This window comes from Deinococcus carri (assembly GCF_039545055.1).
GTDB lineage: Bacteria > Deinococcota > Deinococci > Deinococcales > Deinococcaceae > Deinococcus > Deinococcus carri.
This window is the reverse complement of record NZ_BAABRP010000002.1, coordinates 135,001-161,688: the sequence shown is the minus strand read 5'-3', so window position 1 is coordinate 161,688 and position 26,688 is coordinate 135,001. Positions and strand designations below refer to the sequence as shown.

Here is a 26,688-nt window from a genome sequence, read left to right as displayed (position 1 = left end):
GGGGAGCCTTGCCCTGGACTGCCCCGCCACTCGGCCTGGCTGTCAGACACCTGGCAGATTCACACGACCCAGCGGGCGGGTCGGGGCTGGGCTGCCCCCCATCGGCTCGACGCTGATGCCCAGCGAGTCGAAGCCCGTCCACGCCACCTGCATGACCGTGCCGTCGGTGAGGCCCAGGCTCACGGGGACACCGGCCCGGGGACCGCTCGCCTGGCGGCCCCACGCCTGGTACACCTGCCCCGTTGGAGCGGGACGGTCCAGCACCACGAGCGCCTGGCCGTCCGGGCGGACGAGCAGGGTGCCGAACGCCCTCCCGTCGCGTGAGGTGAGGGCGAGCCGGGTTGAGCCCTGCGCCTCCCAGCGCTGCACGCTGGCCTGCTGGGGGAGAGCCAGCCGGGTCCAGGCGGTATATCCTCCAAGCGCCAGCAGGGCCACGACCACTGCGGTGGAGAGCCAGGGCCACAGAACCGGACGGGAGACGGGCGGGGGGGGGCGGACGGCGCGCCGGGCCTGAATGCGGTCCCAGGTGTCACTTGGCGGTACGGCGAGGGGCAGGTCGTCTGCCAGGGAAAACAGCGCGTCCCGCAGCCGGGCCACCTCGGCGCGGCACACCGGGCAGCCGAGGAGGTGGACCTCGACGGTCTCCGCCTCGGGGGCGTCCAGGTGCCCGAGCACGTACCCGGGCAGCAGGTCGAGGGGGTGGGCGGTCATGGGTGCATCCTTTCGCGGAGTTTGAGCAGGGCGCGGCGCAGGCGGCTCTTGACCGTGCCCAGGGGCAGGCCGGTGCGGGCGGCCAGTTCGGCGTGGCTGTAGCCGCCGAAGAACATGCCTTCCAGCAGCAGCCGGTCGGTCTCGGGCAGGGAGCGCAGCGCGGCCTCGACGAGCGCCTGGTCCAGCGGGTCGCGCCCCGGGGGTGGAGCGGGCAGGTCGAAGGCTGGGTCGTCGAAGGTGCCCGGCTGGGCCTGCGGCCTGGAACGGCGGGCGCGCAACCGTTCCAGGCACAGGTGATGGGCGATGGTCAGCACGAAGGTTTGGACCGTGCCGCGTGCCGGGTCGTAGCGTCCAGCCTGCGTCTCAAGGCGGAGGAACGTGTCCTGTAAGGCTTCCTCGGCATCCTCGGGCGAGCCCAGCATCCGCAGGCACACGCGGTAGGTCACACCGGAAAACTCGTCATACAGGGTCCCCAGGGCGTCCTCGCGGCCCTGTTGAAGCTGGACGATCAGACGGTGGTGTGCCCCGGTGGTGGGCACCCTCAGGTCAGGCATACCGGCAGTCTGCCGTATGGCTGGGATCCCTATGACTGGGGACCTGGGGGGTGAGGAGCGGGGGCGCGGGGCGGCCATACCTCCCGTATGCCCGCGCCCGCGCGTCTGGATGCACGTTTGGGAGGACTGGACTCAGGATATGGAGCGGTGCCGTCGCCATGTCCGCAGTTCTGTATCCGCCGTGGTGTCGCTGATTTCGGCGTAGCGCAGGGTCGTCTGGATGTGCTGATGGCCCAGGCGTTTGCGGATCGTCGCTAAGCTCACGCCGCCATTCACCAGCTCCGTCGCGTGGCTGTGGCGGAGCTGGTGCAGGGTGCAAATGACGCCTGCCCGCTCCGCGTACCCCTGCCAGCGTTCCTGCACGCTCTGGTAGCGCAGCACTCCCCCACGCCCGTTCCTGGTCGCTTGGAACAGAGGGCCGTGGGTGTATCCGAGCGTTCGCAAGAAGCGCCGGAGGGCCTGAATGAGCTGAGGATCATCCAGCAGTACGGTCCTCTTCCGGCCCCCCTTGCCCAGCACGGTCAGGTTTTCATCGGCCCTCGAGTATTTGCGGATCCTGGTGGCGAAGTCTAAGCGACGGGACGGAGGGCCTGAAAGCGAGAGGTGCGGGTCGTCTCCCTGGGGCAGCCCTCAAGCCAGGCGACCACCCGTCGCACGTTGATCGCGGCCGCGATCAACACATGCTCCAGATCGGTCTTGGCAAGTCCCCGGTAGCGGGCATGCCGTAGGCCCAAGGTCCGAACCGCCTGCGAAAGGGTCCCCTCAATTCCAGCACGGCGGTTGTACAGCGGCTGCCAAGACTCGGTTTGCTGCCGACTACGTGCTGCCCGCAAGGCTTCGTGCTGCGCTTGGGGCTGCAAGGTCAAGTGGCGTGGACTCTGCACCGCCTTGGTACATAAGCTCCGTGCCACGCACGCCTGACAGTCCCGAGTACGGAACTTGACATGAAGGACGGCGGTGCCGAAGGCATTGACCCCGGGGGTCCAGGGTAACGACTGCTTGCCTTGAGGACACGTGGCCCGGTGCTGCGCCCAATCCACCTGAAAGCGGTCCACATCAAAAGCACCTTCAGTGTGAGCTTGCCAGCTCACACTGCCCTTGGCTGGCCCAATGACGGTGACCGCATGGTCCTGTTCACTTGAGGCTAGAAAGTCGGCGTCGACGTATCCGCCATCGACCAGGTGTTCCTGGGGCAGCAAGGCCTTCTGCGCGAGGGCCGTGTGAATGGTGGCACCGCTGGAAATATCGGGGATCACCGCACGGGTGGTTTCGACGTGGGTGATGAGGTGGGGCAGGTCGTCGTCACAACTTTCGGTGAGATGCACCTTGTAGCCCGTCCAGGTCAGCGAGCGTTTATTGCCGAACTGGGCGTCCTGGTCGTAGGGCGACTCGAACCGCTCCCCTGCTGGAGGAAGTTCAGGACCAGCACCCAACCGCACACCACCTTCCTGCCGTTCGAAGTGCTGTGTCCATGCCTGGCGCAGCAGGCGAACAGCGCTCAACTCACGCAACTCGTGGTGTTGCTCGTCCGCGTCGAGGGCGTCGAGCAGGATAAAGCCGTCCGTCCCAATCACCGCAGCGTAAGCAGCTCGGGCTTCTTGGCCCTTGGGCAGGCGGTACTCCTCGACCCGGTGCCCATAGCGCTCGAACCACGCTGGCGGAGCCAGCGTGCGCATCCAGTCTGGAGCTGCGACCGCGAGATCGTTCAGCGCTGCACGCAGGGTCTCGCCGACGAACTCCAGACGGTTGAGCGTGCGGATGGCAGCCAGAATGTGGGTGGAGTCGGTCCGTTGCTTGCCGCGCGCTTTGAGAAGGCCCTGGGCTTTGAGCTGCTCGAGCAGCCGGTCGAGCAGCAGTTGTTCCGCGTTCCCGCTGACCAAACGTGCGCGGAACTCGCTGAGTACAGAGCGGTCGAAGCCTGCGTGGTCGAGGTCCAGGCCGAGGGCGTGTTTCCAATCGATGCGCGCCCGAACCTGATCGGCTGCTTGCCGATCCGTCAAGTTTTCTACGAACTGCAAGACGGTGACCAGGGCCAGACGCCAGGGTGGGAGGGCAGGCTGACCTGTGACAGGAAAGAGGTGCTGGAAATCCTCATCGCGGTAGAGCGTGCCAAGTTCATCACGCAGCCGCATCGCCACATTCCCCTTCGGGAACGCGGCGTGAGCAATTCGGGCGGTCTGTTCAGGAATCTCGCCGATGGCTTGGGGGCGCAACATGCTCCAGTTTGCACCCTCCCGACTTCGCCACCAGGATCATTTGCGGTGCAGGAAGCCGGGCTAAGGCTCCGGCCAGAATTCCCCTGACTCGCCGCTCCTCACTGGCGTACCGTAACCACCTGCTGCACCATTCGGTATACCGTCCTTTTACCTCAAGGGCGCAGGCTGAGCCGCATGAGCACCCTGCTGTCTCACACCCGCCGCGTCCGTCCAGTGGCCCTGCTGCGCCTGTTCCTGGGGATCCTGCTCCCGCTGGTGATGGTCGGTTTCATCGCGGAAGAGGTGCTGGAGCAGGAGCGCATCGCCTTCGAGGTTCCCTTCCTGCTGGCGCTACACAGCTCCGCCACGCCGCTGCTCGACCGGCTGGCGCTGCTGTTCACCACCGCAGGCGGCGTCGGCGTCATCGCCCCCGTCAGTGCCCTGATCCTGCTGGGGCTGTGGCTGAAAAAACGTTCCCTGGCCCTCTTCTGGGGCGTGAGCGTGGCGGGGGCGGCCGCTCTCGACCTGGTGATGAAGCTCATCTTTCACCGGCCCCGGCCCGAGTTGTGGCCCCGGCTGGTGCAGGAACACGACTTCGGCTTTCCCAGCGGCCACAGCATGTACAGCGCTGCCTTTGTCACGGCGCTGATCCTCTTGACCTGGCGCACGCCGCTGCGCCCGCTGGTGCTGGTGCTGGGCGTGCTGTTCAGCGGGGCAGTAGGCTTTTCACGCCTCTACCTGGGGGTGCATTACCCTACCGATGTCCTGGCGGGCTGGCTGAGCGGCCTGGCCTGGGTACTGGGCGTCTACAGCGTCGTGCGGCCCTTCCGGGGCCTGCCGCCCGAAGGAGGTTCCGCGTGAGACTGCTGATCGTCGAGGATGACCCCCATATCGCCGAGCTGCTGCGCGATGGGCTACGCGAGGACGGCTACGCGGTGGACCACGCGGCGAGCGCCGAAGAGGGCTTCTCGCTGGCGGAACTGTTCCCGCACGACCTGCTGATCCTGGACGTGATGTTGCCCGAGGGTATAGACGCAGGTTACCGGCTGGGCCAGCACCTCAGGGAGGCGGGCAACATGGCCCCGATCCTGTATCTCACCGCACGGGGCACCGTGGAAGACCGGGTGGAGGGCCTGGAAGCGGGCGGGGACGACTACCTCGTCAAGCCCTTCGCCTTCAAGGAATTGCGTGCCCGCGTGCGCGCCCTGCTGCGCCGCGCGGGCGGCTACGCGCACAACACGCTGCCGCTGTCCGCTGGCTTTCTGCTTGACCTGACAGCCAGGGAGGTCTACCGCGGCGGGGCACGTTGTGACCTGACCCGCAAGGAATACGCGCTGCTGGAACTGCTCGCCCATCATCCGGGTCGCACATTCACCCGCGATGAGATCATCGAACGGGTCTGGGGCGGAGAGGAGGGGGTGGAACCCAAGGTGATCGACGTGTACGTCAGTACGATCCGTCGCAAGACGGAAGACGGACTGATCGGGACGGTGCGCGGCGTGGGCTACCGGCTGGGAGACATTCCTTGAAGCTCCCGGCCTTTAGCCTGCGTCTGAAACTCACGCTGGGGTATGCCCTGATCTTCATCCTGGCGAGTGTGCTGGGGGCCGTGCTGATCTATCTGGTGGCGTCCACCCAACTGACCCGCTCGCTGGACGCGACGCTGGAGGAGACGGCGGCGGTGGCCCTCAGCAACATTGAGCGCGAGGACGGGCAGGCGCGCTTCGCTGCTGACCTCAACGTGCGCAATGAACTCGCGCTGGAGTTGCTGAATGGGCAGGGGCAGGTGACAGCACGGGCCGGGGAGCAGGAGGACTTGAAACCGGGGTTACCCCAGCCGGGCTTCCAGACCGTGCAGGACTGGCGGCTTTACACGGTGCCCCTGGCTGGTGGCGGCTGGCTGCGGGTGATGCGGCCCACGGAACTGCTCAGCGGTCTGCTCGAAACGCTGGCGCGCATCCTGGTCGGGGCAGCCCTGCTGATGATCGTGCTGTCCTGCCTGGGCGGTTACCTGCTGGCCGACCGGGCTTTGAAACCCATCGACCAGGTGGCGCTGGCGGCGGCCAGCATCGCCCGGCGCGGTTCGTACCGGGAGCGCGTTCCGGTCGCCCCTGGCGGCGACGAACTCACGCGCCTGTCCACCACCGTGAACGCGATGCTCGACCGCCTGGAGGGCACCATCGAGCATGAAAAGAGTTTTGCGCGGATGGCGGCGCACGAACTGCGAACCCCCCTCACCACCCTGGCTGGGCGGGTGGAACTGCTGCTGGACCGACCGCGTGACGCGGCGACCTACCGGGCCGGACTGGTGCAACTTCAGGAACGCATCGCGGCGCTGCGCTCACTCAGCGAGGGCCTGCTCAGCCTGGCCCGGACGGACGCCCCGCCCACACTGGAGCCAGTAGAACTGGCCGGGACCGTGCTGGCGGTGGCCGAGGACCTGCGGCCCGAGTTTCGCATGGCGGGGAAGACGCTGCATCTGGACGTGGAGGAAAGCTGGGTGCGGGCCGAGCCAGAGGGGGTCCGTCGGGCGACCGTGAACCTGCTCCAGAACGCGCTGAAGTACGGCGGCCCGCAGGTGACGCTGCGGGTGCGGACCGGTGAGCTGAGCGTTGCGGACGACGGTTCCGGCCCGACTCAGGTGGACTGGCCGCGACTGCTGCATCCACTGGAGCGTGGGACAGGGGTGCAAGGCATCTCCGGCAGCGGCCTGGGCCTTGCGGTGGTCGCCGCCCTCGCCCGGCGCTGGGAAGCGGAACTGAGGCCCGCGTGGTCGGTGCAGCGGTTCACGGTCACGCTCCGTTTCCCAGTCGCGACGGGATGATGCTCGCAGCCTTACTGGCCCTGTCCCCCAGGGCAACATGAACCCCTCCAAATGAACCGACTCCAACGACCCTCAAGACGGGATGTCCTCCTGGGGACGCTGCTGCTCGCCGTGTTGGCGCTGGTCGCGTGGATCAATCTGCCGGTGGTGGGCCGGGTGTTCGACCGGCAGGCGGACCGCGTGGCCGCCCTGCCTGCCGCGTCTCCCTTCCGGGTGGGCCAGCGCGTGCTGGTCCTCTCACCCCACCCCGACGACGAGACGCTGTGCTGCGCCGGGACGATCCAGCAGGCACAGGCGGCGGGAGCACAGGTCTTCATCGCCTGGATAACGGCTGGCGACGGCTTCGAGTTCGACGCAGTCCTCACCCAGCGCGTTCTGGACCCCAGCCCACAGGACATGCGCTCCCTGGGCAACCTGCGCGTGCAGGAAGCCCGGCGGGCCGTCGCCGTGCTGGGCGTATCACCGGGACGGACCTTCATGCTCGGTTATCCAGACGGGGGGCTGTTTCGCCTGTTTACCACCAACTACGAGGAGGCGTACACCGCGCCGCACACCGGGGCCTCCGCCGTGTACGTGCAGCATGCGCTGACGCCCGGCGCGCCCTACACCGGGCTGGCGCTGGAAACTGACCTCCGCAGGGTGCTGGACCGGGTGCGTCCCGACGTGGTGCTGGCCCCCGCCCCGCAGGACTTCCACGCGGATCATCACACCCTTTCCTTCATCGCCATGCGGCTGATGAGTGCCCGGCAGCAGGAAGACCGGCTGCGCTTCTGGGTGGTCCACGGCGGGCTGGAGTGGCCCGTCCCCAAGGGTCTACACCCGAATCTGCCGCTGACGCTGCCCCCGCTGGCCGCGCGCCTCCCCTGGGACCGGGTGGACCTGACCGCCACGCAGGAGCAGCGCAAGTTGGAGGCCGTCAACACCTACCAGACCCAGACCCGCGTCCTGGGCCGCTTCATGCGGGCGTTCGTCCGGCAGAACGAGTTGCTCAGCCCGGGACCATTGCCCGAACAGGGACAGGCACCCGGACGAGGCACCACGCCCTGACCATCGCTATACCCGCGTTTTACCTTCCACCGCTAGGGTTCGGGTATGTTCAGCCTCCCCGCCCTGATCGGGTCCTTTTCCTACCTGGGCATCGCCGGGATCGTGTTCGCCGAGTCGGGCCTGCTGGTGGGCTTTTTTCTGCCGGGCGACAGCCTGCTGATCACGGCGGGTCTCCTCGCCAAACAGGGCAGCCTGCACCTGGCGGGCGTGATGCTGGCGGTGGCGCTGGGAGCGGTCATCGGGGACAGCACCGGGTATGCCATCGGACGCCGCTTTGGCCCCGGGGTATTCAGACAGCAGAACAGCCGCTTCTTCAGGCCGGAGTACGTCGAACGCACCCAGGCGTTCTTCGAGAAGCACGGCGGCAAGGCGCTGATCCTGGCGCGCTTCGTGCCGGTGGTGCGGACGGTGGCGCCCACGCTGGCGGGTGTGGGGAAGATGCCCTACTCGCGTTTCCTGCTGTTCAACGTCATCGGTGGTTTGCTCTGGTCCCTCAGTGTGCCGCTGCTGGGGTACCTGCTCGGCGGCCTGATCCCGAACCTTGACCGGTACATCCTGCTCATGGTCGGTCTGGTCGTGCTGCTGAGCTTCATTCCCATTGCACTGGAACTCCGCAAGGCGCGGCAGACTGGAGGTGCCCAACATGGGTAAAGGCCACCCGCTCTGGATTCACCCGTCCACCCGGCGGGTCTCGTGGCGAGCAGTCCTCCCGCTCGCCGCCCTCACTCTGGGACTGGCCCCAGTGCTGGCCCTGTCTGCTCCGGCCCCCTTCTCGCACGTCTTCGTCATTGTGCTGGAAAACCACAGTGTGGAGAAGGTGATCGGCAACCCGCGCCTGCCGACCCTCAACCGCCTGGCGAAAGAAGGGGCGCTCGCCACCAACAACCACGGCGTCACCCATCCCAGCCTGCCCAATTACGTCGCGCTGATCGCGGGAAACACCTTCGGCAGCCACAGTGACGACCCCCGTCAGACCTTTTCCGGCCCGACCCTCGCCGACGAGCTGGAGCAGGCGGGACTGACCTGGAAGGGCTACTTTCAAGCTCTGCCCCACGCCGGGTACACCGGTTCGTATGGCGGGCCGTTCGGGGTCTATGCGAAGCGGCACAACCCCTTCATGCTGTTCCCCGCCATCGCCGACAACCCGCAGCGGGCCGCGAGGAGTGTGCCCCTCTCGCAGCTCGAACAGGACCTGAAGACGGGACAGGTGCCCACCTTCGCCCTGATCGTGCCCGACAACTGCCACAACCTGCACCGCAACCTCAACTGCCTGAATCCAGCAACGCTGGCCGCCAACGCGGACGCCTTCGTGGCTCAGTGGGTGGGAGCGATCCGGGCGAGCACCGCCTGGGATGACCATGCCGCCATCGTGATCACCTTCGACGAGGCCGAGGGGAAGGACGAGCGCGGAGGTGGTGGGCGGATTCCCACCATCGTGCTGACCAAAAATGGGCCTCACGGCCTTCAGAGTGACCGGAACTACAACCACTACAGCCTGCTGCGGACGCTCACTGACGCCTGGCACCTCAAGCCCCTCGGCGAGAGCAAGAACGCTTCACCCATGAACGCACTGTTCTTCAAATGACGGGGAGCGCAGGGGGGAAGAGACCTCTGCACGGTCTGGGGAATCACCCGCGTTTCCTGAGGGTCAGGGTGACAGACAGCACGGGCGACCCGTGGGCGCTGCTGGTGGTTCCCCACGCGGCACCATCCTGAATCGGGGCAGGGGGCAAGCCGACCGTGGGTGATGACGACCGCTCGCCCCGAAACACCTTGCTGACAAAAAGCCAAGGGAACGTCATCTTCCCCCCTGCGGCTCCTTGAGCCGTTCGGCCCGCAGGCGGTCACGTGAGTCGAACAGTGTCCGGAAGGCCAGCCAGACCACCGTCAAGGCCCCCAGTGCGGAACTGGCCGCGAGGACAAACATGATCACGATCTGGTATCGCACAGCGGTTCCCGGTGACGCCCCGGCCAGAATCTGCCCCGTCATCATGCCCGGCAGGCTCACGATGCCCATCACCGCCATGCTGTTCAGCGTCGGCAGCATCCCTGTCTGCACGGCTGAGGCGACCTCAGTGTGGGCCGCTTCCCAGCGGGTCGCTCCCAGTGCGAGGCGCCCCTCGATCTGGCCCCGCCGCCCGAGCACGTCCGACGTGAAGCGGTCGAGGGCGAGCGACACGCCCGTGAGGGTGTTTCCGAGCACCATCCCGAGAATGGGAATAGCGTACTGCGGCTCGAACCAGGGATGAATCCGCAGGACGCCCGCCAGCGTCAGGCCCGTCAGGACAAACGAACTGCCGAACACCGCGATGAAGCTGTCGAGGTAGATCCGGGCGTAACGCCGCCGGACCCGCCCCACCCCCGCCTGCCCGGCCAGCAGGGTCATGACCAGACCGATCCCCACCACCGGCAGCGGGTGTTGGAGGGCGAACACCCATCCCAGAATCAGTCCGACCAGCAGCAACTGCGCGACCATCCGCACGCCTGCTACCACGATGTCTCGTCCGAGACCGAGCCGCAGCCGCCACGACAGAGCGACATTTACCAGCAGGAGGGTCGCCGCGAGCGCCACCTGCCACAAGCTCAGCGGCACGCTCACGCCACCACCGCCGGGACCAGGGGCAGCTCACGCTGGGCCACCCGTCGCCGCTGCGCCGGGTCGTGGCTGACCCAGATCAGGGCGCGTCCCGGTGCGTCGACGCACCAGCGGCCCAGCAACGCCTCAGTCAGACCGACCGTTTCGGGGTCCAGTGCGGATGTGGCCTCGTCGAGGAGCAGCACCGACGGTCCCAGCAGCAGGGCGCGCACCAGCGCTGTGATCTGGCCCTCCCCACCGGACAGAGTGGCGGCGTCCCGTGAGAGCAACGACTCGTCCCGCCCAAGGGAAGTGAGCAGGCGTCCTGCCGCTGCTTCCTCAAAGCGCCGCTGCCGGTGAACCCGGAACCCGAAGGGCGCACGCAACACGTCGAGGACGTTGCCCTCGTCAAAGACGGAACGTTGCGGCAGGTACAGGACGTGCGCGCGGTAGTCGGGCATCGGCCACGCGCTCTGCGGCCTCCCCTGATAGCGCACTTCGCCTGCCTCCACCACCTCCAGCCCCGCCAGCGTTCGCAGCAGCACGCTCTTGCCCGCTCCCGAAGGCCCGACCACCGCGACGCTCTCGCCCGCCGCCACCGCACATGACCAGCCCCGCCACAGTTCCCGGTCCCCTACGCGGCGGGTCAGACCGAACGCTTCCAGCAGCATCATGCGGCGCCCCTCTTCTGGAACAGCACCCAATACAGCCCTGCCGTCCAAGCGATGCCCGCCCCCCAAGCTCCCAGCACATCCGACGGGTAATGCACGCCCAGGTACAGGCGGGAAAAGCCGACCAGCAGGGCATACACTACCGCGATAACCAGGACCGGCCAGCGCCAGCGGGTGGGCCAGGCCAGGAGGATCAGGGCCAGGCTGACGGACGCGGTGGAGTGCCCGCTCGGGAAGCCGAAATCCGTCTCAGGGGCCGGGGAGACCCACAGGTGCGGACGAACACGGTGAACGAGAGTCTTGATCACGAACATGAGGCCAGAAGCGCCCCCCACGGTCAGAATCAGGTACACGGCCCAGCGGTGATGGTGACGCCACCAGAACAGCGCGGCCAGCAGCAGGGTCACCACCGGCAACACTATGGGGCCGGCCAGGGTCGTGATGAACACCATCAGGTGATCGAGAGCAGGCGTCGCGAAGCGGTGGATGAACTCCAGGGTCGGCATGTCGAACGAGAATCCGCCTTCCTCCCAGACTTCCTGCGCGGTCTTGGCAAACATCGCCACGGGGATGCCTACGCCCAACAGCAGCGCAAGCAGCCAGGGGAAGCGGGCGATGAGCGAGCGAAGAAACGTCATAAGCGGTGATTGTCTCTCCCAAAGGTAGTGTTGGCGTATAGCATCAGAGGCCCTGAATCCACTTCCCTGAGCGGTAACGCCACCACAACGCCAGCGCCCGCAGGGCGTTGTCCAGCAGGATGGCGAGCCACACCCCGGCCAGACCAAGCCCCCACCGCACCCCCAGCAGGTACACGCCGACCGTCCGCACGCCCCAGATGCCCACCAGTGTCGTCCACATCGGAAAGCGGGTGTCGCCCCCAGCTTGCAGCGTCGCCGTCAAGGCCGTCACCACGCCCGTTGCAGGCTGGGTCAGCACGTCAATGCCGAGCGCCAGCACGATCAGGGCGACGACGTGCGCGTGGCTCGTGAAGAGGCTCGCGCCCCAGAAGGAGGCCACCCACGCCAGCAGCGCGAGGCCCGTCATAAAGGCCGACGACAGCCACACGCCGGACAGCGCATAGCGCCGCGCCTCCTCCTCCTCCTCTCCCGCACCGAGCCGCTGCCCCACCCGCGCACTGGTGGCCGCCGCGAGGCCAGTCCCAGTGACGGACGCAAACAGCGTGAAGTTGCCGGTCAGGGTATGGGCAGCGTAGACCTCCGTGCCCAGCCGCAGGATCAGCCCGAAGTACACGATCTGCCCGAACCGCATCGCCAACCGTTCCAGGGCACTTGGAACGCCCAGCCGGGCCATGCGTCGGAGGACGCTCCCATCCGGCCCGGCTCCCCGCCAGGAGGAAGGCAACGCCCCCACTCGCCGCAGCCGCCCAAGCAGCAGCGCCGCGCCGAGCAGCCGGGCGAGGACGGTGGCCACGCCCGCACCCACCAGACCCAGGCCGCTGAACCCCAGGCCGAAGATCAGCAGCGGGTCCAGCACGAGATGCGCGGCGTTCATCCACAGGCCCGCCTTCAAGGCGGCCCGCGTATCTCCAGCGCCTCGCAACACCGCGCCCGCCGCATACATCACCGCCATCACCGCTGAAGGCACGGCCACGATGCGAAAGTACGTTTCCCCAGCGGCCCGAACTTCAGGAGCTGCCCCCATGACCGTCAGCAGTGGTCCTGCCAGCATCAGGGCGAGCAGGCCACAGACCAGCCCGACGGCCACGGCCAGCCACAACGCCTGCACGGTGGCCCGCTGGAAGGCCGCCGCATCCTTCGCGCCGGTCGCGCGGGCGCTGAACGTCCCCGAGGCCGTGGCGACGGCGAGGAACACCGCGAAGAACACCTGAAGCAGGGCGTCCGACACGCCGACGGCGGCCACTGCCCCCAGTCCCAGGCGGGAGACAAAGAAGGAGTCCGCGAAGCCCACCGCGCTCTGGAGCAGGTTCTCGGTGATGGCGGGCCAGGCGAGCAGCAGCAGGTCCCGCGTCACCGAGACGGGGGGCGCCGCCTGCCCGCTGTTCACCTGGCGCTCCAGTTCGCTCATGCTCAGACCCTCAAGACCGGAGCCGCCACCAGACGTATCGGCCGACCAGCCCGACCACGTTGAGCCACAGCAGGACGATCACCACAGCCCCAACGATGCTGGTGGGGCGGTCCTTTCGGTCCAGCGCCTCCGCGCGCTCCTGGGCCTCGGCCATGATGGGCGGGGGAATTAGGCGCAGGGCCAACGTGATGCCCAGGGGGAGCAGAATGGCATCATCCAGCAGGCCCAAGACGAGAATGAAGTCGGGAATCAGGTCAATAGGGCTGAAGGCATAGGCGAGCACGAGGGCGGCCCAGGCGCGGGCATACCAGGGCGTGCGGGGATCGCGGTAAGCGAGATAGAGCGCGAGAAGCTGACGCTTGATACCGCGCGCCCAGGTTTTCAGAGCTTGAATCACGAAGTCACCTGTGAGAGAGGAAATCGTCGAATGGATATCAGGGATACTGAGCGAAACCAGACCGACCACCTCTACGAGGGGGAGGCCAGAACTTCGGCGTCCCCCAGCGTCACCAGCCGGTTGGGCAGGCCCTCCTCCAGCAGTTCCGCCAGGAAGGCCAGCAGACGCGGTTCACTATCCACCAGTTCCACCAGCACCGGCTGATGGTCGGTGTGGACTTCCAGCACGGAGAGGAAGGTGTCCACGCCATGTCGCCCGAAGCCCACCATGCCCCGCAACACCGTCGCTCCGGCCAGCCCGGCCCGGTGCGCGGCCTCGACCACGCTGTCCGCCAGAGACTGCCCGCCCCATCGGTCGCCTGCCAGGGTGTAGAAGCGCAACACACGGACCTGACCGTGCAGATGGACTTCAGAGGCCATGTGTTCCTCCTGGTCGCGCCAGCATCTGTACCCGTTCCCGGGTCACCAGGCTCCCGCTGATCTGGTCCAACAATGCCCACACCTGCGGCACAAACGCCGCGATGCGCTCGGGCACGTCCACGAACTCCACCACCACCGGCTGGTCACTGGACAGCCGGAAGAGATGAGGCCGGTGGATGACCGACCTCGCCCCGAAGCCCACACTGCCCTGAATGACGGTTCCCCCCGCCAGACCCGCACGGTGGGCGGCTTGCAGCAGGGCCTCACTGGCAACGTTGCCGCCGACATGATCAGACGTGCCCAGAAAGACACGCAGCCGTTCCGCTTCCCGCCACTCGATCTTCATGCGCCACCCCCCAGACGTTCGGCCAAGGCCCTGCCCAACAGAACGGCCCCATAGCCCAGCACCAGGTTGCCCAGGACATACAGGCTGGCGCGTACCGCTTCCCCCTCGCGCACCATCAGGTCGCTTTCCCAGGTGAAGGTGGAGAAGGTGGTCAGAGCACCGATGAAGCCCGTGCCAATCGCTAACCGCCAGGCCGGAGACACAAGGCCGCGCAGGGCCAATGTGGTGATGAGCGCGAGCAGGAACGACCCCACCACATTCACGAGCAATGTGGCGAGGGGAAAGTTTCCCCAGGCCGTGTTGGCGAGCCGCCCCGCCACCAGCAGGCTGACGCCATAACGAGAAAGGGCACCTAAAGCGCCACCGACCGCGATTCCGAACCAAAACGGCATACGACCCCCCAGCGTCCTGGGAAGGTAGGCATAATCAGCCGGACGCGGGGCGGTTCAAGGCGCATGCCATCGCCTGTAACCGCAGGGTAACACAGCCTGTCGGAGAACCCAGAGGCAGCGCCTCAGTCCAGGACCCAGACGTAAGCTTCAAGCACCTCGCGTTGGCGCCGCACCTGCTGAGGGTGAGGTCGGCGTGTGTTCACAGCGGGTTCTGGGTGAGCTGGGGGATCGTCAGCAGGAAGTTGGGGGTCCCACAGACCTGGCCTGCCACCCGTTCTATGAAGCTCTTGTGCTGCCATCCCCCGGCTCAGTCCACTGCGTGCAGTAGCCCAGGTGCCGGAGCGGTGCCAGACGGTGGAGGAACGCCTGCTATACCGGACCTCAACCTTCCAGAACGAGGCTGAAGGCATGAACAGAATCATCCTGTTTGCCAGCCTAACGGTCACTGTGTCTGTCGCCCTGGGGAGTTGGGCTGCGAACCGGGCGGCCTTGCCCTGGGCACTCCGGGCGGTCCACCGGCCTTCCGGCGAGATGTTCGCCTCGGCCCACCCCATTACGGTGGCTATCCTCGATACCGGCATGTCGGAGCAGCCTGCTCTGGACAGCGTCCAACGGGCGGGCGACAGCTTCGTGTCAGGCCCAGCCGGGGGACGCGCCGCCTCTGCACGCGCTTCCTGGGCTATCACGGCACAGCGGTCGCCGGGATCGTTCACAGCGTGAACCTGCGGGCCATCCTCCTGCATGTCCGCGTGGTCAGCCGCCTGAACAGGCTCTCTCTGCGGGATGCCGTGGACGCTCTACGCTGGGCCGCCGGGCTGACGGTGCCCGGCACGCCGCCCAACCGTTTCCCGGCCCGCGTCATCAACGCCTCGTTCACCCTGAACAGTGTTCCGAAGACCGGCTGTGCCCCCGCGATGCAACGTGCCGTCGATGAGGTTCTGGCGCGCGGCAGCGTCATCGTGGTTTCGGCGGGCAACAGGAACGCCCCGGCAGTCCTCAATACCCCGGCGGGCTGCCGGGGCGTGATCACGGTGGCGCCCACCGATGAACAGAACCGCCGTGCCCCCTACTCCAACTGGGGCGCAGCGGTGGCCCTGGCGGCACCGGGCGGCACAGCAGGCGAACAGGTAGAGGTGCTGCGCCCCGGCGGTGGAGAAGCCGAACGCATGGGCACCAGCTTTGCCGCGCCTCTGGTCAGCGGCGCCGCGAGTCTGCTGCTCGCCGAACGGCCAGCCCTCAGCCCCGCCGCTGTGGCGACGATTCTGGAGCGCACCGCCCAGCCCTTCCCAGGAGGACAGTGTGATCGCCTGCGGGCACGTTCATGCGGAGCAGGGGTCCTCGACGTGGCCGCCGCCGTCCAGGCCGCCCGAACCTGGGCGGGCCGTTGGCCTTGGCCAGCCAACGCTGACGGTGAGCCGCGAAGCTTCTGGCCGCCGTGCTGCTCGCAGCGCTGACCAGGTAGAGGCTCCGCCCAAAGACGTAAAGCTCCGGCACTTCGGGTCAACTCCACGTCTGCCCCTCAGCGGTAGTTGCCGGTATGCCCCAGCGAGTAGCGCCCCGGTTGCGGGAAGAAGGTCAGGCCGTGCGGCCCCCGCCCCACCCGCACCTTGCGGACCAGCTTGCCACTGCGGGTGTCGAACACGTAGACGACGTTGCTGTAGCGCCCGGAGAGCCAGAGCTGCTTCCCGTCCGCCGAGACGCTGCCCATATCGGGGCTGCCGCCCCCCGGAATCCGCCACTTGCCCGTCACCTTGCGGGTGGCGAAGTTCAGCACGCTCACGCTGCCCTCGCCCCGGTTGGAGACGAAGAGCCGCGCCCCGTCCCGGCTGGGATACAGGCCGTGCGCGCCCTTTCCAGTGGGGACGAAGCCGAGCTTGCGCGGCGTGGGGCCACTGCCGCCAATCAGGTACAGTCCGTTTTTCATCATGTCGGCCACGTAGTACACCTGGCCGTCGGGCGAAATTCGTACGTCCTGCGGCATCCCGCCCACGTGCAGCTTGCCCGTCACCTTGCGGGCTGTCAGGTCCAGCTTGAGCAGGTCCCCGCTGAATTCGCACGCCGCCAGCACATGCTGTCCGTCCGGGCTGAAGTCCAGGTGGTTGACGCCCTCGCAGGGTACGGAGATGCTGAAGACGGGCCGCATGGTCTTCGCGTCGCGGAAGTCCAGTCGGCGCTCGTTCTCGGCCACGACCAGGGCATAGCGCCCGTCGGGCGTGAAGTAGAGGTTGTAGGGGTCCGGCGTGGGCACTGGCTGGCCGGGCTTGCCCGTGCGCGGATCGATGGGCGTCAGGGACGTCCGCCCCTGGTCGCTCGCCACCCACAGCGTCTTCAGGTCGTGCGAGGCCACCACGTGCTGCGGCTCGCGGTCCACCGGGAAGGTGCGAATCACCTTGAAGGTGACGGGGTCGATCACGCTCACCGTGTTGTCCTTGCCGTTGGGGACGTACACGCGCGCCGGGATGCCCCTCACCGCCGGGCTGAACATTCCCGCGTGGGTGTGCGCGTAGATGGACACGGCGGACGCCGGGCTGCTCAGCAGCAGCAGACCTAGCAGCGGTTTCATGGGATCACCCTCACCAAATGCAGCTTGGCTTCCTGAAGCTTGTGCTGGTGAATCAGGGCGTGCACCTTCCGCAAGGGGGTTCCTGCGGGGACACCGAGTGAGGGCACGTCCAGGGCATAGACATCGACGTAGATGTCGTGCCGCCCCCTGGCGCAGATGGCAGTGTAGCCCGGCTGTCCCGCGTCGTTGGTCGCGGCTTTTCCGCCCCCTGCCCGGAGGCGTGAAGCGTTCTGCGCGTCCAGCCGGGTGGTCTTGACCGGCAGGTCGAACACCAGCCAGCGGCCACTCAGCTTGCCGGGCCTCTGATCCCACAGCAGCACGGCCAGGCTCCGGGTGCCGGGTGGCGGCGGACCAAAGGTCAGGACTGGGGTGGAGGTCGCGTGACAGGCCAGCGCCGGGTCATTCGGGGACAGGGTGACACTGAACGGGACAGCCTGGGCGGGAGACGGGCCGAGGAGGGCGGCTAGGAGCAGCAGTGGTTTGAGGATCAGCATAGGGGTGCCTCTTCGTCCGTTCGGGAACCGGGAGCGCCGGGCAGGTGGAACGTTGAACCCTCCCCGGCGCATTCATCAGGCGGCACGCAGCACCTCGGTGACGTTGTGCCCGGAAGCTCGGCGGGCGAAGGCCAAGGCCAGCACCGTGGAGAGCAGCCCGGCCACCAGCAGGCCCAGCAGGTAGAGCCAGGGCAGCAGCATGTGTTCGGGCGGCGGGTCGAACACGCCTTGCAGCAGCTTGATCAGGGTCTGGGCGACCGCGAGGCCGATGACCAGCCCGAACAGTCCCCCGAAACCCACCACCGCCAGCGCCTCGCCGTTCAGGAACGCGCCGAGCTGACGAGGACGCGCCCCAAGAGCATTCAGGACCGTGAAAGTGCGTCGGCGCTCGGCGAGGCCCAGGGCCAGCACCAGCCCGGTGGAGGCGGCCAGCAGCAGCACCGCGAAGGCCAGTTCGATGCGGGCCAGACCCGCGAGGTTCACGGCGGTCAGGCCGGACGCGATCTGGCTGCGGACGGTGGCGAGGTCCGTCACCTGCACGCCGGGCAGAGCGGCGGTCGCCCGCTGAGCCGCCCGCACCACGGCCTCCGGCTTGCCGCTGACCTTCAGCAGCGCGACCTCCGCCGCACCGTTCCCGGTCATCCGCGTGAGGTAGCCCGCGTTGGCGACCAGGAAGGAGTCCTTGGGGGCCGTGGGGAACTCGCGCACCACGCCCACGAAGGTGAAGGGCACGACCTGATACTGGTGCGTCCGGGCATTCAGCAGACGGAGGCGCAGCGGGTCGCCCAGCGAAAGCTGGTAGTCGTTCACCGTTTCCTGCGACACGAAGATCGCGTCCGGCCGGGCCTGAAGTTTCGCGAGGGCCTGCGCTGCGGTCAGGTCCTTGAAGTACGTGTTCGAGAGGTGACTCACGTCAGTGAAGTGCCGGGCGTCGATGCCGAAGAGGTCCTGAAGGTCGGCACCGACATACGCGAAGCGGTGGATCAGGGGCTGGACGTCGGCCACCCCCGGCAAGCTCTTCAGCATAGCCAGGTGGTTTCCTGCGGGTGCATTCGCATTCCCGGTGACCGTGACATCTGCCCCGTTGGTCAGCACCGCGTCCACCCGCGCCTGATCGTTGTAGGTGGTGTTGAAGATCGAGGTGGATACGGCGAAGGCCGTGGCGAGGGCGACCAGCGCCGCGCCGCGCTGGAGCAGCGGGCGCTGCCGACTCAGCGAGGCCGCGACCACGCCGGAAAGGGAGCCGGTCAGGGGACGCAGCAACCCGGTCAACAGGTTCTTCGAGAGCAGCAGGCCCATCAGGCGCAGGGCGAGCAGCGTGCCGCCCAGCCACAGGGCCAGCGGGGCCACGAAGGCTTCGAGTTGCAGGCTGGCCCTGGCGACGCCTTCGGGGGCGAGGACCAGTTGGTACCCGCTGGCCGCGCTGCGCCAGAACACCAGCCCCGCGAGCGCCAGCAGCCACACGTCCAGATACAGGCGTTGCCAGAGCGGTGTCCCCGCCCGGCCCACGGCTTGCCGCTGCGCCACGACGCTCGCGCTTCTCACGGCCCGCAGGGTGGGCAGCAGCACCGCAAAGAAGGCCAGCCCCAGGCCTGCCAGCGCCGGAAGCAGCGCGTCGAGCGGGCGGAAGGCCAGGCCCCCGCTGAGATGCGGCGCGATCACGGCGGCCAGCGCCAGGCCGAGGAGTGTACCGATACCTCCGACCGTCAGGGCTTCCGCCGCCCCCAGGCGCACCACCGCCCGTTCGGACGCGCCACGCACACGCAGCAGCGCCGCTTCCTGCTGCCGCTGCGCGGCGCTCGCCCCGGCGACCGTCAGGGTCAGCGCGGCGGCCAGGACCCCTCCCGGCAGCCCCAGGAAGAGGAACAGCGCCTCGGCGTACAGGGCGTCCTCGCGGGCGCCGTCCAGCTTGACGGCGAGGTTGTTGCCGACCACGGCCGAGCCGGAGAGCCGCGCCTCGACGTTGTTGGCCAGGGCCGTGACCTGGGCGAAGGCCTGACCGGGGTCGGTGGGCAGCGCCCGATTCAGCCGCACGTGGAGTTGCTCGCGCACGGTGTCCGGGCGTGCGGCCTTCTGCGGAGCAAACAGCGTGTCCCACTGGGCGCGGGGCAGCAGCAGCACGTTGTCCGGCGGGGCCTGCGGGGCCAGACCTTTGGGCGCACCGACGGCCTGAAACAGCGAGTCGGCTTCTGGCAGGTCCACGATGCCCGCCACCTTGACCGCGGCGGGCGGCGCTCCATAACGCAGGATGTTCACCGTATCCCCCACCGCCGCGTGCAGGTTCGCCGCCGTCTGCTGGGACAGCAGCGCACCGTCTGCCGCGCCGATCAACGGGCGAAGCTCGGCAGGAAACTGCTTGCGGTAGCCGTCCGGCAGGCCCAGCACCTTGCCCGCCCCGGTGGTCTGCACGGTGCCCCCCGTGCTGGCCGTGAAGCCCGCCACGTCCGCGTAACCGACCGGGAGGAGGGTCTTGACCGGGGTGGCCGACCGGATCGCCCGCGCAGCTTCCTGACGGGTGGTCCCCGGCCCCAACAGCACCTGCCAGTCCACCGGGACGGACTGGACCGCCCGGCGGGTCATGTGGGCGCGGCCCGCCGAGACAAAGGCCAGCAGCAGCGCGAGAAAGGCGACGGTGAGCGCGACCCCCGCCGCACTGCCCCAGATTCGCAGGGGACGGCGCGCGAGCAGGCCCTGAAGCCAGACCCGGTTCATGAGGCTTCCTCCTGCCTGCGGGTGACCGAGACGAGCTGCCCGTCCTGCATCCGCCAGATCGTGTCCAGGCGGCGGGCCACGTCGGGGTCGTGGGTGGCCATCACCAGCGCCGCGTTCGGGTCAAGAGCGGTGAGCAGCACGTCCAGCAGGTGCTGGGCGGTCGCGGAGTCGAGTTGCCCGGTGGGTTCGTCGGCCAGGATCAGGCGGGGATGGGTGACCAGCGCGCGGGCCACCGCCACCCGCTGCGCCTGCCCGCCGGAAAGTTCCTCGGGGAGGTGGTCGGCCAGGGGCAACAGTTCCAGCCGCTCCAGCCAGGCGGCCGCTTCCTGCTGGGCCGCACCGGGCGTGTCCCCCTTCAGCAGCAGGGGCAGTGCAACGTTTTCCAGCGCGGTGAGGGGCGGGATCAGGCTCTGCGCCTGGAAGACGAAGGCGACCTTGCCGGGGCGCAGGTCCTGTCCGTCGCCCAGCGAGGGCCATGCGACGCTGCCGCTGGTGGGCGTGTCCAGACTGCCCAGCAGGTGCAGCAGGGTACTTTTCCCGCTGCCGGACGTGCCGAGAAGGGCGACGCGGTCCCCTGCCCGAATCTGAAGGGATACGTCGCGCACGGCGGTCACGGTCTGCCCGGCCACCTGGAACGCCCGCGTGACCTGCCGCGCTTCCACCAGGGGGAGTGCCGCAGGTGCGGCGAGGCGGAGTTGAATCCTGGGGAGTGCCCCTATTTCAGGCATCCTGCCACCTCCCGTCCTTCAGGCGCAGCATGCGAGTGGCGTGGGCGGCCAGGCGTGGGCTGTGCGTGGCGATCAGGGCGCAGTGCCCCGGCTGATGAACGAACGCCTCGATGACCTGCGCCACCTGCGCCTCGGTCAGGGCGTCCACCTCGGCGGTGGGTTCGTCGGCCAGCAGGAGCGCCGGGCCGTGCGCCAACGCCGCCGCGAGGGACACGCGGGCGGTCTCGCCGCCGGAGAGCTGACTGGGATAGGCCGCCAACTGTCCAGACAGGCCCAGTTGCCCCAGGAGTTCCCGCGCCCGGACCTCGTCGGGCTTGCCCAGGATGTGTCCGGTCAGCAGCACGTTCTCCAGCACGTTCAGGTGCGGGAGCAGGTTGCCGCTTTGCAGCATCACGCCCAGGTGTTCGGCCCGCAGCCGGGCACGCTGCACTTCCGGACGGCGCGAGAGGCGACGGGAGGCGACCTCCACCTGCCCCCCGTCCGGGTCATCCAGTCCGGCGAGGCAAGCCAGCAGGGTACTTTTCCCGCTGCCGCTGCTGCCCAGCAGCACGACCAGCTCGCCCGCCCGGACCTCCAGGCTGACCCCCCGCAGGGCGCGGGTCTCGTCGTCTCCCACGTGGTAGAAGCGGTAGACGTCTGTGGCTTGCAGCAGGGTCATGGCTTACCTCCACTGGATGGACTGGGCCATCTGCTTCCAGGCGTCCACGTTGTCCGCCCCCAGCGGCGCGGTGAAGCGCACCAGAAGCTGCTGCCCCTGCCGGGCGAGGACGTACAGGTCGTTCTCCATCGGGAGGCTCTTGCCCGTCACCGGGTTGGGCAGACCAGCAGACGTGAAGCGCGCCAGGACCGCCGGACCAGCGGGCAGACGGACCGCCTGGACCGAGGTGACCTTCAGGTTCGGGATGGCCTTTGCCAGTCCGGGTAGGGTCGAAGCTTTCACACCTGCGACCGTCGGCGTAGCTGCGGCCTTGCCGCTGGTCATCTCCACCGCACCGAGTTTGGACGTGAAGCTCACCTGCTGGCCCTGCTTACGGCGCGCCCAGCCCTCCGGAACGGTGAGGCTGTAGTGCCCCGCCGCGTCGGTGTATTGCACGAACGCCTGCGAGTCGGGAATATCCCCGACCGGATGGGTTTCCGGGGCCACCTGGGTTTGGGCGTAGGCCGGGCCGCCCCAGAAGACGGCGTTCAGGGCGAGCGCCAGCAGAACAGACTTGTTCATGGGACACCTCCGTCATGACCGTAGTCTTGTGGCGTATAACGCCGGTATAGCGAAAACAGCACCCGGCTCCCGAGGGTCAGGAACCGGGTGAAGCGAGGAGCTGCTGTTCTTCGTTACGCCGCCTCTGCGAGCGCGATCTGGTCTCGCCTGGTGGCCGTGAGATAGGCGACGATGGCAACTGACCCCACCAAGAAAATCAGGCTGGTGGTCGTGGTGCCCAGTCCAAGGCCACCAACATCCCGCCCCTGGGAGAGGTAATCCCCGATGGAGGCTCCCAGTGGCCGGGTCAGGATGTAGGCCAGCCAGAAGGTGAGGATGCCGTTCACTCCGAACAGCCGATGTGCCAGCGCGACCAGCGTGATCATGCTGCCGAAGATCAGCGCCGAGGGCAGGTAGCCCAGTTGGAGCTGCTCGGCTATCAGGTCCCCCGCCGCCGTTCCCAACGCGAAGGTGAACAGCACCGTCAGCCAGTAGAACGCCTCGCGCTTCGGCGTGAAGATGCTGTGAATCGAGAGTGTCCCCTCGCTGCGGTACCACACCAGGAAAGTGGCGATCAGGGCCGCGCTGAAGACGCCGGTGCTGACCCACAGGCCGACGCCGAAATTGTCGGTGAGGTTGTCGGTGATGAGCGTCCCCACCACGCTGATCAGCATCACGGCCAGCCAGTACACGGGGGGCACGTAGCGGCGCGTGCGGAATTGCCAGACGAGGGCCGCGATCAGCAGCGCGCTCATGATCAGCGTGGTGCCGGTCAGCCCGATGTGCAGTTTCATATTTAGATAGTCGGCGGCGGTTTCGCCAATCGTGGTACAGAAAATTTTGACGATCCAGAACAGGGCCGTGACCTCGGGCACTTTGCTCCAGAAGGTCCGGGCCGGGAGGGCCGCATCGGTGGTCAGGGTGGAGGTCATGCGGACGCCCTTTCAGTGGGGAGGCCGGGCGGAACGAAAAGGGAGCGTGGCCGCCCCCCTGGTTCTGCCTTCGCGGGAGGTTCAGAACGTGAGGCTGGCCTTGTTGCCCTGCCAGAGCCGGTGGCCGATCACCTTGATCTTGCGGGCAAAGTCGTTGCCGTCCTTGAAGGGCCGGTTGGCGATGATGTCCCTGGCGATGGTCGGAGAAACGCCCTTGAGGCAGGTGAGGTCGGCCGCGCTCGCCTTGTGCGCCCCTGGCTTACAGGGCCTGGGCACAACGGCTCATCCCACCCGTGGCCCTGGCAGGGGCCTTCCCGGTATGGCTGCTCTGGGCACCGGCCAGATCGGCAGAGGTGAGGGTGGCGGTGAGTAGGACAAAGTTCTTGCAACGGTTCATGGCGACCTCCAGCAGCGGTTCTTGCTCCCCTGTCCGGGGAAGCTGCGGCGCACTTTGAGGTGAAGAGGTTAAGGCGCGGTATAGCGCTCCAGGAGGGACCAACTGGCGGCCCCATTCCCCGGTTAAATCCGACATTACCTGTGCTGGACGGGGTTTATACCGTCCCTATACTGGATGCAGGCATCCTGGCCGCAGGTGAAGCACAGGGCCTCACCCCTTCAAGGAGAAGACCCATGAACAAGAACACTCGGAACATCCTGCTCGCCCTCGCCACCACCGCCGCCGTCGGCGTTCCGCTGGCCGGATATGCCTTCGCCCAGACCACCCCGGCCCAGAGCCACGCGGCCCAGACCCGCATGGCGCAGGGCCAGAACACACAGGACAACGATACGGAAACGCAGGACGATCAGACCCCGGCCTACCAGGGCAGCATCCAACTGCCTGCCGAGCAGCAGGGGACGGAACTGCCAGACGCTCAGGAAGAAGCTCAGCTCCGCGGCCTCGCCCGCATCACGCCCCAGCAGGCCGCTCAAGCGGCCCAGGCCGCCGTCCCCGGCACCGTCAGCAGTGTCAAGCTTGAAAACGAGAATGGCAGTCTGGTCTATGCGGTCGTGATTGCCCAGACCGAGGTGAAGGTGGACGCCGGGAATGGCCGGGTGCTGCATCAGGAACAGGCCGGACACGATGAGCAGGGAGGTGATCAGGAAGGCAGCCAGGACAGCGAAACCAATGACGGCCAGTAAGTGACCGTGAGCGCCGGGGGAGGTCCCCCGGCGCTCACCTTTGCTTCCGCCGCCACGCGCGCACTTCCGCGTCCGCCGCCCCGTCGCTCACCTCCGCGTAGCGCAGGGTGGTCTGGATGTGCCGATGACCAAGCCGTTTGCGGATCGTTCCGAGGCTCACCCCACCGTTCACGAGTTCCGTGGCATGGCTGTGGCGCAGTTGGTGCAGCGTGCAGGCCACCCCGGCCTGTCTGGCATACCCCTGCCAGCGCTCCTGGACCGACGCATAGCACATTGCCCCGCCCTTGCCGTTCTTGCGTGCCTGAAAGAGGTGTCCGTGGGTGTAAGGAAGCCCCCGGAGGTACTGGCGGAGGGCCGCCACGAGTTTGGGATCATCGAGCAGAATCGTCCGCTTGCGCCCTCCCTTCCCCAGAACTGTCAGGTGTTCATCACCTTTCGTGAGGTCAAGGTCCTCGATGTGCAGACCCAGCACCTCCCCGATCCGCAGCCCCATCTCGAACAGCAGGCGGAACAGCAAGCGGTCACGCGGTTGCTGGGTGGGAATCGTCACCAGAATCTGTTCCACCTCGGCCCGGCGCAGCCCCCTGGGATGTGGCTCGGGAACATGTACCCGCTCCAGGTTCCGCGCCACGTTGCGCGTTAGATGCCCATGAAGCTCCGCCCAGGCACAGAAGCGGCGGAGCGTGACCTGCTTGCGGCTGGCGGTCGCAGGCTTCCAGTGCGGGTGGGCCGCAAAGTACCGGGCGAGGGTGGCCTCATCAAGGGTGTCAGCTTGCAGCCAGGTGCTGAAGTGCCGCAGATCGGCGGCGTACGCGCGCCGGGTGTGGGGTGAGCGGTGTGCCGAGAGATCCTGCACAAAGGCAGCGATGAGGTCGGTCAGAACGGGGCGGGTCATCGCACATGCTCCATCCGGTGATAAGTGTGCTGCGCGGGTCATGGGTAGCTGGACTTCCGCCTTCAATTCTGCGCCCCTAACCAGGGGGAATCCAGCGATAACGATGCTTCTATCAGGATTTCTGCCCGTCACCCCCAAGGGCTGCTGTGCCGGTTGAGTTCTCCGGGGACGAGATACTCCAGCGGTACGGCCGGTATGCGGGCGAACCCAGCGAAGAACAGCTTCACCGCTACTTCTGCGTACGCTGGCGTAATCCGGCGGGGGGGCGGGTCTCCCGCAGCTTGCGTGCAGCGGGGTCAGGCGAGGAGGACGCGCTGCCGAAGCAGGTCGAATTTGGCTCGGCCGAACATCTGGCGCTTAATCAGCTTGAGCCGGTTCACCTGCCCCTCCGTCTGACCGTTGGTCCAGGGAGACTCGATGGTGCCACAAATGGCAGAGAAGTCGTTCTGGAAGCTGCGCGCCAGGCGTTGCAGGTCAGGCAGCCCCGTGGCCTGTGCCTTTTCGATCCATGAGGTCAGGAGCGCAGCTCCTGACCTCGGCGCTTCTCTCAGCCACCCCAGGACGTCCTGGACCAACTGGTAGATTTCCTGCCCGCGTGGAACCCGATCCAACACCGTTTGCAGCCGGTGGGTCTCGGTTTCCGAGCGTTGGTCCGGCCGCCTGGTGAACCACCACGCCACCTGAGCAGGACCCAGCCGCTTCTCCCGGGGCAGGCCCAGCCCCTGCTGATCAGCAATGGACGGTGGTTCATGCCCTTCCCGAAGCCACGCCACGTAGGAGGAGATCCCGCTGAACGCACCCCGATACCCTTGCTCCACCACTTCATGGAAAAGCTGGGTCACAGTCCACTCCGGTTCGGCCATCCGGCCACGGATGTATGCCGCATACGGTGTGATGCTGCTAGGTGGAGTCTTCCGCGTCAGCTTCCCCTCGTACTGGAGCCATTCGGTCACCGTGCTGCGGGCCACCCCCACCTGGCGGGCAATGGCCTTGTAGCTTTGGCCCCTGTCACGCAACGTGACGGCCTGTTCATACCGGGCCTGTCGGTGTTGCCGTTTGGTCACCGTCAGTTCGACGCGTTCCCGGTTGGTCGAGGGGCGTTTCGTGGGGAGACGCTGGAGCGGCCCGCTCGCCCCTTCACCCTGTGCCGGGTCTAACGGCGAGGTGAGGTGGACACGCTGTGGCCGTAACCAAGCCTCGACCGCGTCCCGAACATTGCCAATCAGGTGGAACCGGTCCGCGATCTGTTGGGCTTCCGGCGCGCCGGAAGCCGCTCCACGGGCATATTCTCCCGCCCGGTCGCGGCAGATGATCTTCACCCCCGGGTGTGCTCTCAGCCAGGTGGCGAGGGTGTCGCCCTGGCGGTCCGGCAGCAGGTCCACGACCTGGTGGCGCTCCAGGTCGATCAACAGGGTGCCATACGTTTTTCGACGACGGAGGGCGAAGTCGTCCACCCCCAGCACCGTCGGGGTCTCGGCGGGGAGGAGCGGGGCGCGGCGAACCAGCCGCAGCAGGGTATCGGCACTGGTGGGTTCGTCGAGGTGGGCCAGGAGCCGGTGTCCAGCTTCACCACCAAGACTGAGGGCCACACGGCCCTGCTGCTGTGCGAGGCGACAGGTGCGCTGTGCACGGGGTTCGAGCCAGCCCGGCCAGGTTTCTGCGAAGGTCGTGTGGGGGCAGCTCGGATTCCGGCAACGGAACCGCCGGGTTTGCACCAAGAGGGTCACGCCACGCTGGCCCAGGGCGGTGTCGTGGGGATGCCGGACGTAGCGGCTGTGAACGTGGGAGCTGTACTGCTGACAGGAGGGACAGGCCGCCGCAGGACGCTGATCCTGCACCAGCAGGATCA

The 26,688-nt window shown here is 67.5% G+C and carries 31 protein-coding genes and 1 riboswitch (1 of these 32 only partly in view); of the genes, 8 read left to right on the top strand and 23 right to left on the bottom strand.

Translation table 11 applies throughout. The features are described 5' to 3' along the window. Window positions 1-42: 42 nt before the first annotated feature. The 4 genes from ABEA67_RS05785 to ABEA67_RS05770 form a co-directional block, all read right to left on the bottom strand. On the bottom strand, window positions 43-711 hold the full coding sequence (locus tag ABEA67_RS05785) for an anti-sigma factor (RefSeq protein WP_345462292.1): 669 nt from the start codon (window positions 709-711) through the stop codon (window positions 43-45). Continuing rightward, window positions 708-1,265, bottom strand: a complete 558-nt coding sequence (locus ABEA67_RS05780; protein ID WP_345462289.1) for an RNA polymerase sigma factor — start codon at window positions 1,263-1,265, stop codon at window positions 708-710. The genes ABEA67_RS05785 and ABEA67_RS05780 overlap by 4 nt, the downstream gene beginning before the upstream one ends. Window positions 1,266-1,397: 132 nt before the next feature. After that, window positions 1,398-1,784: a tyrosine-type recombinase/integrase gene (locus ABEA67_RS05775; protein ID WP_345462286.1), complete on the bottom strand. Its 387-nt coding sequence runs from the start codon at window positions 1,782-1,784 to the stop codon at window positions 1,398-1,400. Between the two features lie 50 nt (window positions 1,785-1,834). After that, window positions 1,835-3,481: an IS1182 family transposase gene (locus tag ABEA67_RS05770; RefSeq protein WP_345462282.1), complete on the bottom strand. Its 1,647-nt coding sequence runs from the start codon at window positions 3,479-3,481 to the stop codon at window positions 1,835-1,837. 174 nt (window positions 3,482-3,655) lie between these two features. Here ABEA67_RS05770 and ABEA67_RS05765 point away from each other — a divergent pair, with 174 nt between their 5' ends. From ABEA67_RS05765 to ABEA67_RS05740, 6 genes are read left to right on the top strand one after another with little or no spacing between them, the layout of a single operon-like run. Then, the gene (locus ABEA67_RS05765; protein WP_345462279.1) at window positions 3,656-4,321 is read left to right on the top strand and encodes a phosphatase PAP2 family protein; all 666 of its coding nucleotides are present in this window, start codon (window positions 3,656-3,658) and stop codon (window positions 4,319-4,321) included. After that, window positions 4,318-4,989, top strand: coding sequence for a response regulator transcription factor (locus tag ABEA67_RS05760; protein WP_345462276.1), 672 nt, complete (start codon window positions 4,318-4,320; stop codon window positions 4,987-4,989). Before ABEA67_RS05765 ends, ABEA67_RS05760 begins: the two co-directional genes overlap by 4 nt. After that, on the top strand, window positions 4,986-6,284 hold the full coding sequence (locus tag ABEA67_RS05755) for a sensor histidine kinase (RefSeq protein WP_345462273.1): 1,299 nt from the start codon (window positions 4,986-4,988) through the stop codon (window positions 6,282-6,284). Before ABEA67_RS05760 ends, ABEA67_RS05755 begins: the two co-directional genes overlap by 4 nt. Before the next feature lie 51 nt (window positions 6,285-6,335). Further along, window positions 6,336-7,331 (top strand): PIG-L deacetylase family protein, encoded by a 996-nt coding sequence (locus tag ABEA67_RS05750; RefSeq protein ID WP_345462270.1) that lies wholly within the window; start codon window positions 6,336-6,338, stop codon window positions 7,329-7,331. 45 nt (window positions 7,332-7,376) lie between these two features. Next, the gene (locus ABEA67_RS05745) at window positions 7,377-7,982 is read left to right on the top strand and encodes a DedA family protein (RefSeq protein WP_345462267.1); all 606 of its coding nucleotides are present in this window, start codon (window positions 7,377-7,379) and stop codon (window positions 7,980-7,982) included. After that, the gene (locus ABEA67_RS05740) at window positions 7,975-8,916 is read left to right on the top strand and encodes an alkaline phosphatase family protein (RefSeq protein ID WP_345462264.1); all 942 of its coding nucleotides are present in this window, start codon (window positions 7,975-7,977) and stop codon (window positions 8,914-8,916) included. The genes ABEA67_RS05745 and ABEA67_RS05740 overlap by 8 nt, the downstream gene beginning before the upstream one ends. Before the next feature lie 213 nt (window positions 8,917-9,129). Here ABEA67_RS05740 and ABEA67_RS05735 read toward each other — a convergent pair whose 3' ends face one another. The 8 genes from ABEA67_RS05735 to crcB all read right to left on the bottom strand — a co-directional run bounded on the left by ABEA67_RS05735 (window position 9,130) and on the right by crcB (window position 14,177). Continuing rightward, complete coding sequence (locus ABEA67_RS05735; RefSeq protein ID WP_345462261.1) at window positions 9,130-9,930, bottom strand: ABC transporter permease; 801 nt, start codon at window positions 9,928-9,930, stop codon at window positions 9,130-9,132. Then, window positions 9,927-10,580 (bottom strand): ABC transporter ATP-binding protein, encoded by a 654-nt coding sequence (locus ABEA67_RS05730; RefSeq protein WP_345462258.1) that lies wholly within the window; start codon window positions 10,578-10,580, stop codon window positions 9,927-9,929. The genes ABEA67_RS05735 and ABEA67_RS05730 overlap by 4 nt, the downstream gene beginning before the upstream one ends. Further along, the gene (locus tag ABEA67_RS05725) at window positions 10,577-11,215 is read right to left on the bottom strand and encodes a phosphatase PAP2 family protein (protein WP_345462255.1); all 639 of its coding nucleotides are present in this window, start codon (window positions 11,213-11,215) and stop codon (window positions 10,577-10,579) included. The genes ABEA67_RS05730 and ABEA67_RS05725 overlap by 4 nt, the downstream gene beginning before the upstream one ends. Window positions 11,216-11,258: 43 nt before the next feature. Continuing rightward, window positions 11,259-12,623 carry an MATE family efflux transporter gene (locus tag ABEA67_RS05720; RefSeq protein WP_345462252.1) on the bottom strand — a complete coding sequence of 455 codons (1,365 nt, stop codon included), beginning with the start codon at window positions 12,621-12,623 and terminating at the stop codon, window positions 11,259-11,261. 10 nt (window positions 12,624-12,633) lie between these two features. Then, window positions 12,634-13,020 (bottom strand): YkvA family protein, encoded by a 387-nt coding sequence (locus ABEA67_RS05715; protein ID WP_345462250.1) that lies wholly within the window; start codon window positions 13,018-13,020, stop codon window positions 12,634-12,636. Between the two features lie 71 nt (window positions 13,021-13,091). Beyond that, window positions 13,092-13,439 (bottom strand): DUF190 domain-containing protein, encoded by a 348-nt coding sequence (locus ABEA67_RS05710; RefSeq protein WP_345462248.1) that lies wholly within the window; start codon window positions 13,437-13,439, stop codon window positions 13,092-13,094. After that, a complete protein-coding gene (locus ABEA67_RS05705) occupies window positions 13,429-13,785 on the bottom strand; it encodes a DUF190 domain-containing protein (protein ID WP_345462246.1) in 357 nt (118 codons plus the stop codon). The genes ABEA67_RS05710 and ABEA67_RS05705 overlap by 11 nt, the downstream gene beginning before the upstream one ends. Further along, on the bottom strand, window positions 13,782-14,177 hold the full coding sequence (gene crcB, locus ABEA67_RS05700; protein ID WP_345462244.1) for a fluoride efflux transporter CrcB: 396 nt from the start codon (window positions 14,175-14,177) through the stop codon (window positions 13,782-13,784). The genes ABEA67_RS05705 and crcB overlap by 4 nt, the downstream gene beginning before the upstream one ends. Before the next feature lie 18 nt (window positions 14,178-14,195). Next, window positions 14,196-14,260: riboswitch (Fluoride riboswitch) on the bottom strand. 384 nt (window positions 14,261-14,644) lie between these two features. On the opposite strand from crcB, the gene ABEA67_RS05695 reads away from it, so the two are divergent. Further along, window positions 14,645-15,631, top strand: a complete 987-nt coding sequence (locus tag ABEA67_RS05695) for a S8 family serine peptidase (protein WP_345462242.1) — start codon at window positions 14,645-14,647, stop codon at window positions 15,629-15,631. A 65-nt stretch (window positions 15,632-15,696) separates the two neighbouring features. On the opposite strand, the gene ABEA67_RS05690 is transcribed toward ABEA67_RS05695, so the two are convergent. From ABEA67_RS05690 to ABEA67_RS05650, 9 genes are all read right to left on the bottom strand, one after another. Further along, complete coding sequence (locus tag ABEA67_RS05690) at window positions 15,697-16,740, bottom strand: YVTN family beta-propeller repeat protein (protein ID WP_345462240.1); 1,044 nt, start codon at window positions 16,738-16,740, stop codon at window positions 15,697-15,699. Continuing rightward, window positions 16,737-17,234 (bottom strand): hypothetical protein, encoded by a 498-nt coding sequence (locus ABEA67_RS05685; RefSeq protein ID WP_345462238.1) that lies wholly within the window; start codon window positions 17,232-17,234, stop codon window positions 16,737-16,739. Before ABEA67_RS05685 ends, ABEA67_RS05690 begins: the two co-directional genes overlap by 4 nt. 75 nt (window positions 17,235-17,309) lie before the next feature. After that, window positions 17,310-19,946 (bottom strand): FtsX-like permease family protein, encoded by a 2,637-nt coding sequence (locus ABEA67_RS05680; RefSeq protein ID WP_345462237.1) that lies wholly within the window; start codon window positions 19,944-19,946, stop codon window positions 17,310-17,312. Then, on the bottom strand, window positions 19,943-20,674 hold the full coding sequence (locus ABEA67_RS05675) for an ABC transporter ATP-binding protein (protein ID WP_345462235.1): 732 nt from the start codon (window positions 20,672-20,674) through the stop codon (window positions 19,943-19,945). Before ABEA67_RS05675 ends, ABEA67_RS05680 begins: the two co-directional genes overlap by 4 nt. Continuing rightward, window positions 20,667-21,332, bottom strand: a complete 666-nt coding sequence (locus ABEA67_RS05670) for an ABC transporter ATP-binding protein (protein WP_345462232.1) — start codon at window positions 21,330-21,332, stop codon at window positions 20,667-20,669. Before ABEA67_RS05670 ends, ABEA67_RS05675 begins: the two co-directional genes overlap by 8 nt. A gap of 3 nt (window positions 21,333-21,335) precedes the next feature. After that, window positions 21,336-21,893 (bottom strand): hypothetical protein, encoded by a 558-nt coding sequence (locus tag ABEA67_RS05665; protein ID WP_345462229.1) that lies wholly within the window; start codon window positions 21,891-21,893, stop codon window positions 21,336-21,338. A 113-nt stretch (window positions 21,894-22,006) separates the two neighbouring features. Next, a complete protein-coding gene (locus ABEA67_RS05660; protein WP_345462226.1) occupies window positions 22,007-22,804 on the bottom strand; it encodes a COG4705 family protein in 798 nt (265 codons plus the stop codon). Between the two features lie 81 nt (window positions 22,805-22,885). Further along, window positions 22,886-23,080, bottom strand: coding sequence for a helix-hairpin-helix domain-containing protein (locus tag ABEA67_RS05655; protein ID WP_345462223.1), 195 nt, complete (start codon window positions 23,078-23,080; stop codon window positions 22,886-22,888). Next, window positions 23,064-23,201, bottom strand: a complete 138-nt coding sequence (locus ABEA67_RS05650; RefSeq protein WP_345462220.1) for a hypothetical protein — start codon at window positions 23,199-23,201, stop codon at window positions 23,064-23,066. The genes ABEA67_RS05655 and ABEA67_RS05650 overlap by 17 nt, the downstream gene beginning before the upstream one ends. 233 nt (window positions 23,202-23,434) lie before the next feature. Between ABEA67_RS05650 and ABEA67_RS05645 the strand changes: the two genes are divergently transcribed. After that, entirely contained in the window at window positions 23,435-23,944 is a 510-nt protein-coding gene (locus ABEA67_RS05645) for a PepSY domain-containing protein (RefSeq protein ID WP_345462217.1), read from the top strand. 34 nt (window positions 23,945-23,978) lie between these two features. On the opposite strand, the gene ABEA67_RS05640 is transcribed toward ABEA67_RS05645, so the two are convergent. Both ABEA67_RS05640 and ABEA67_RS05635 read right to left on the bottom strand, forming a co-directional pair. Next, window positions 23,979-24,839, bottom strand: a complete 861-nt coding sequence (locus tag ABEA67_RS05640) for a tyrosine-type recombinase/integrase (protein ID WP_345462214.1) — start codon at window positions 24,837-24,839, stop codon at window positions 23,979-23,981. A 296-nt stretch (window positions 24,840-25,135) separates the two neighbouring features. After that, a protein-coding gene (locus ABEA67_RS05635) for an ISL3 family transposase (RefSeq protein WP_345462211.1) crosses the window boundary here: on the bottom strand, window positions 25,136-26,688 show its 3' portion. It continues 64 nt past the right edge of the window; 1,553 of the gene's 1,617 nt are visible here — the last part of the coding sequence; the start codon falls outside the window, past its right edge; its stop codon occupies window positions 25,136-25,138.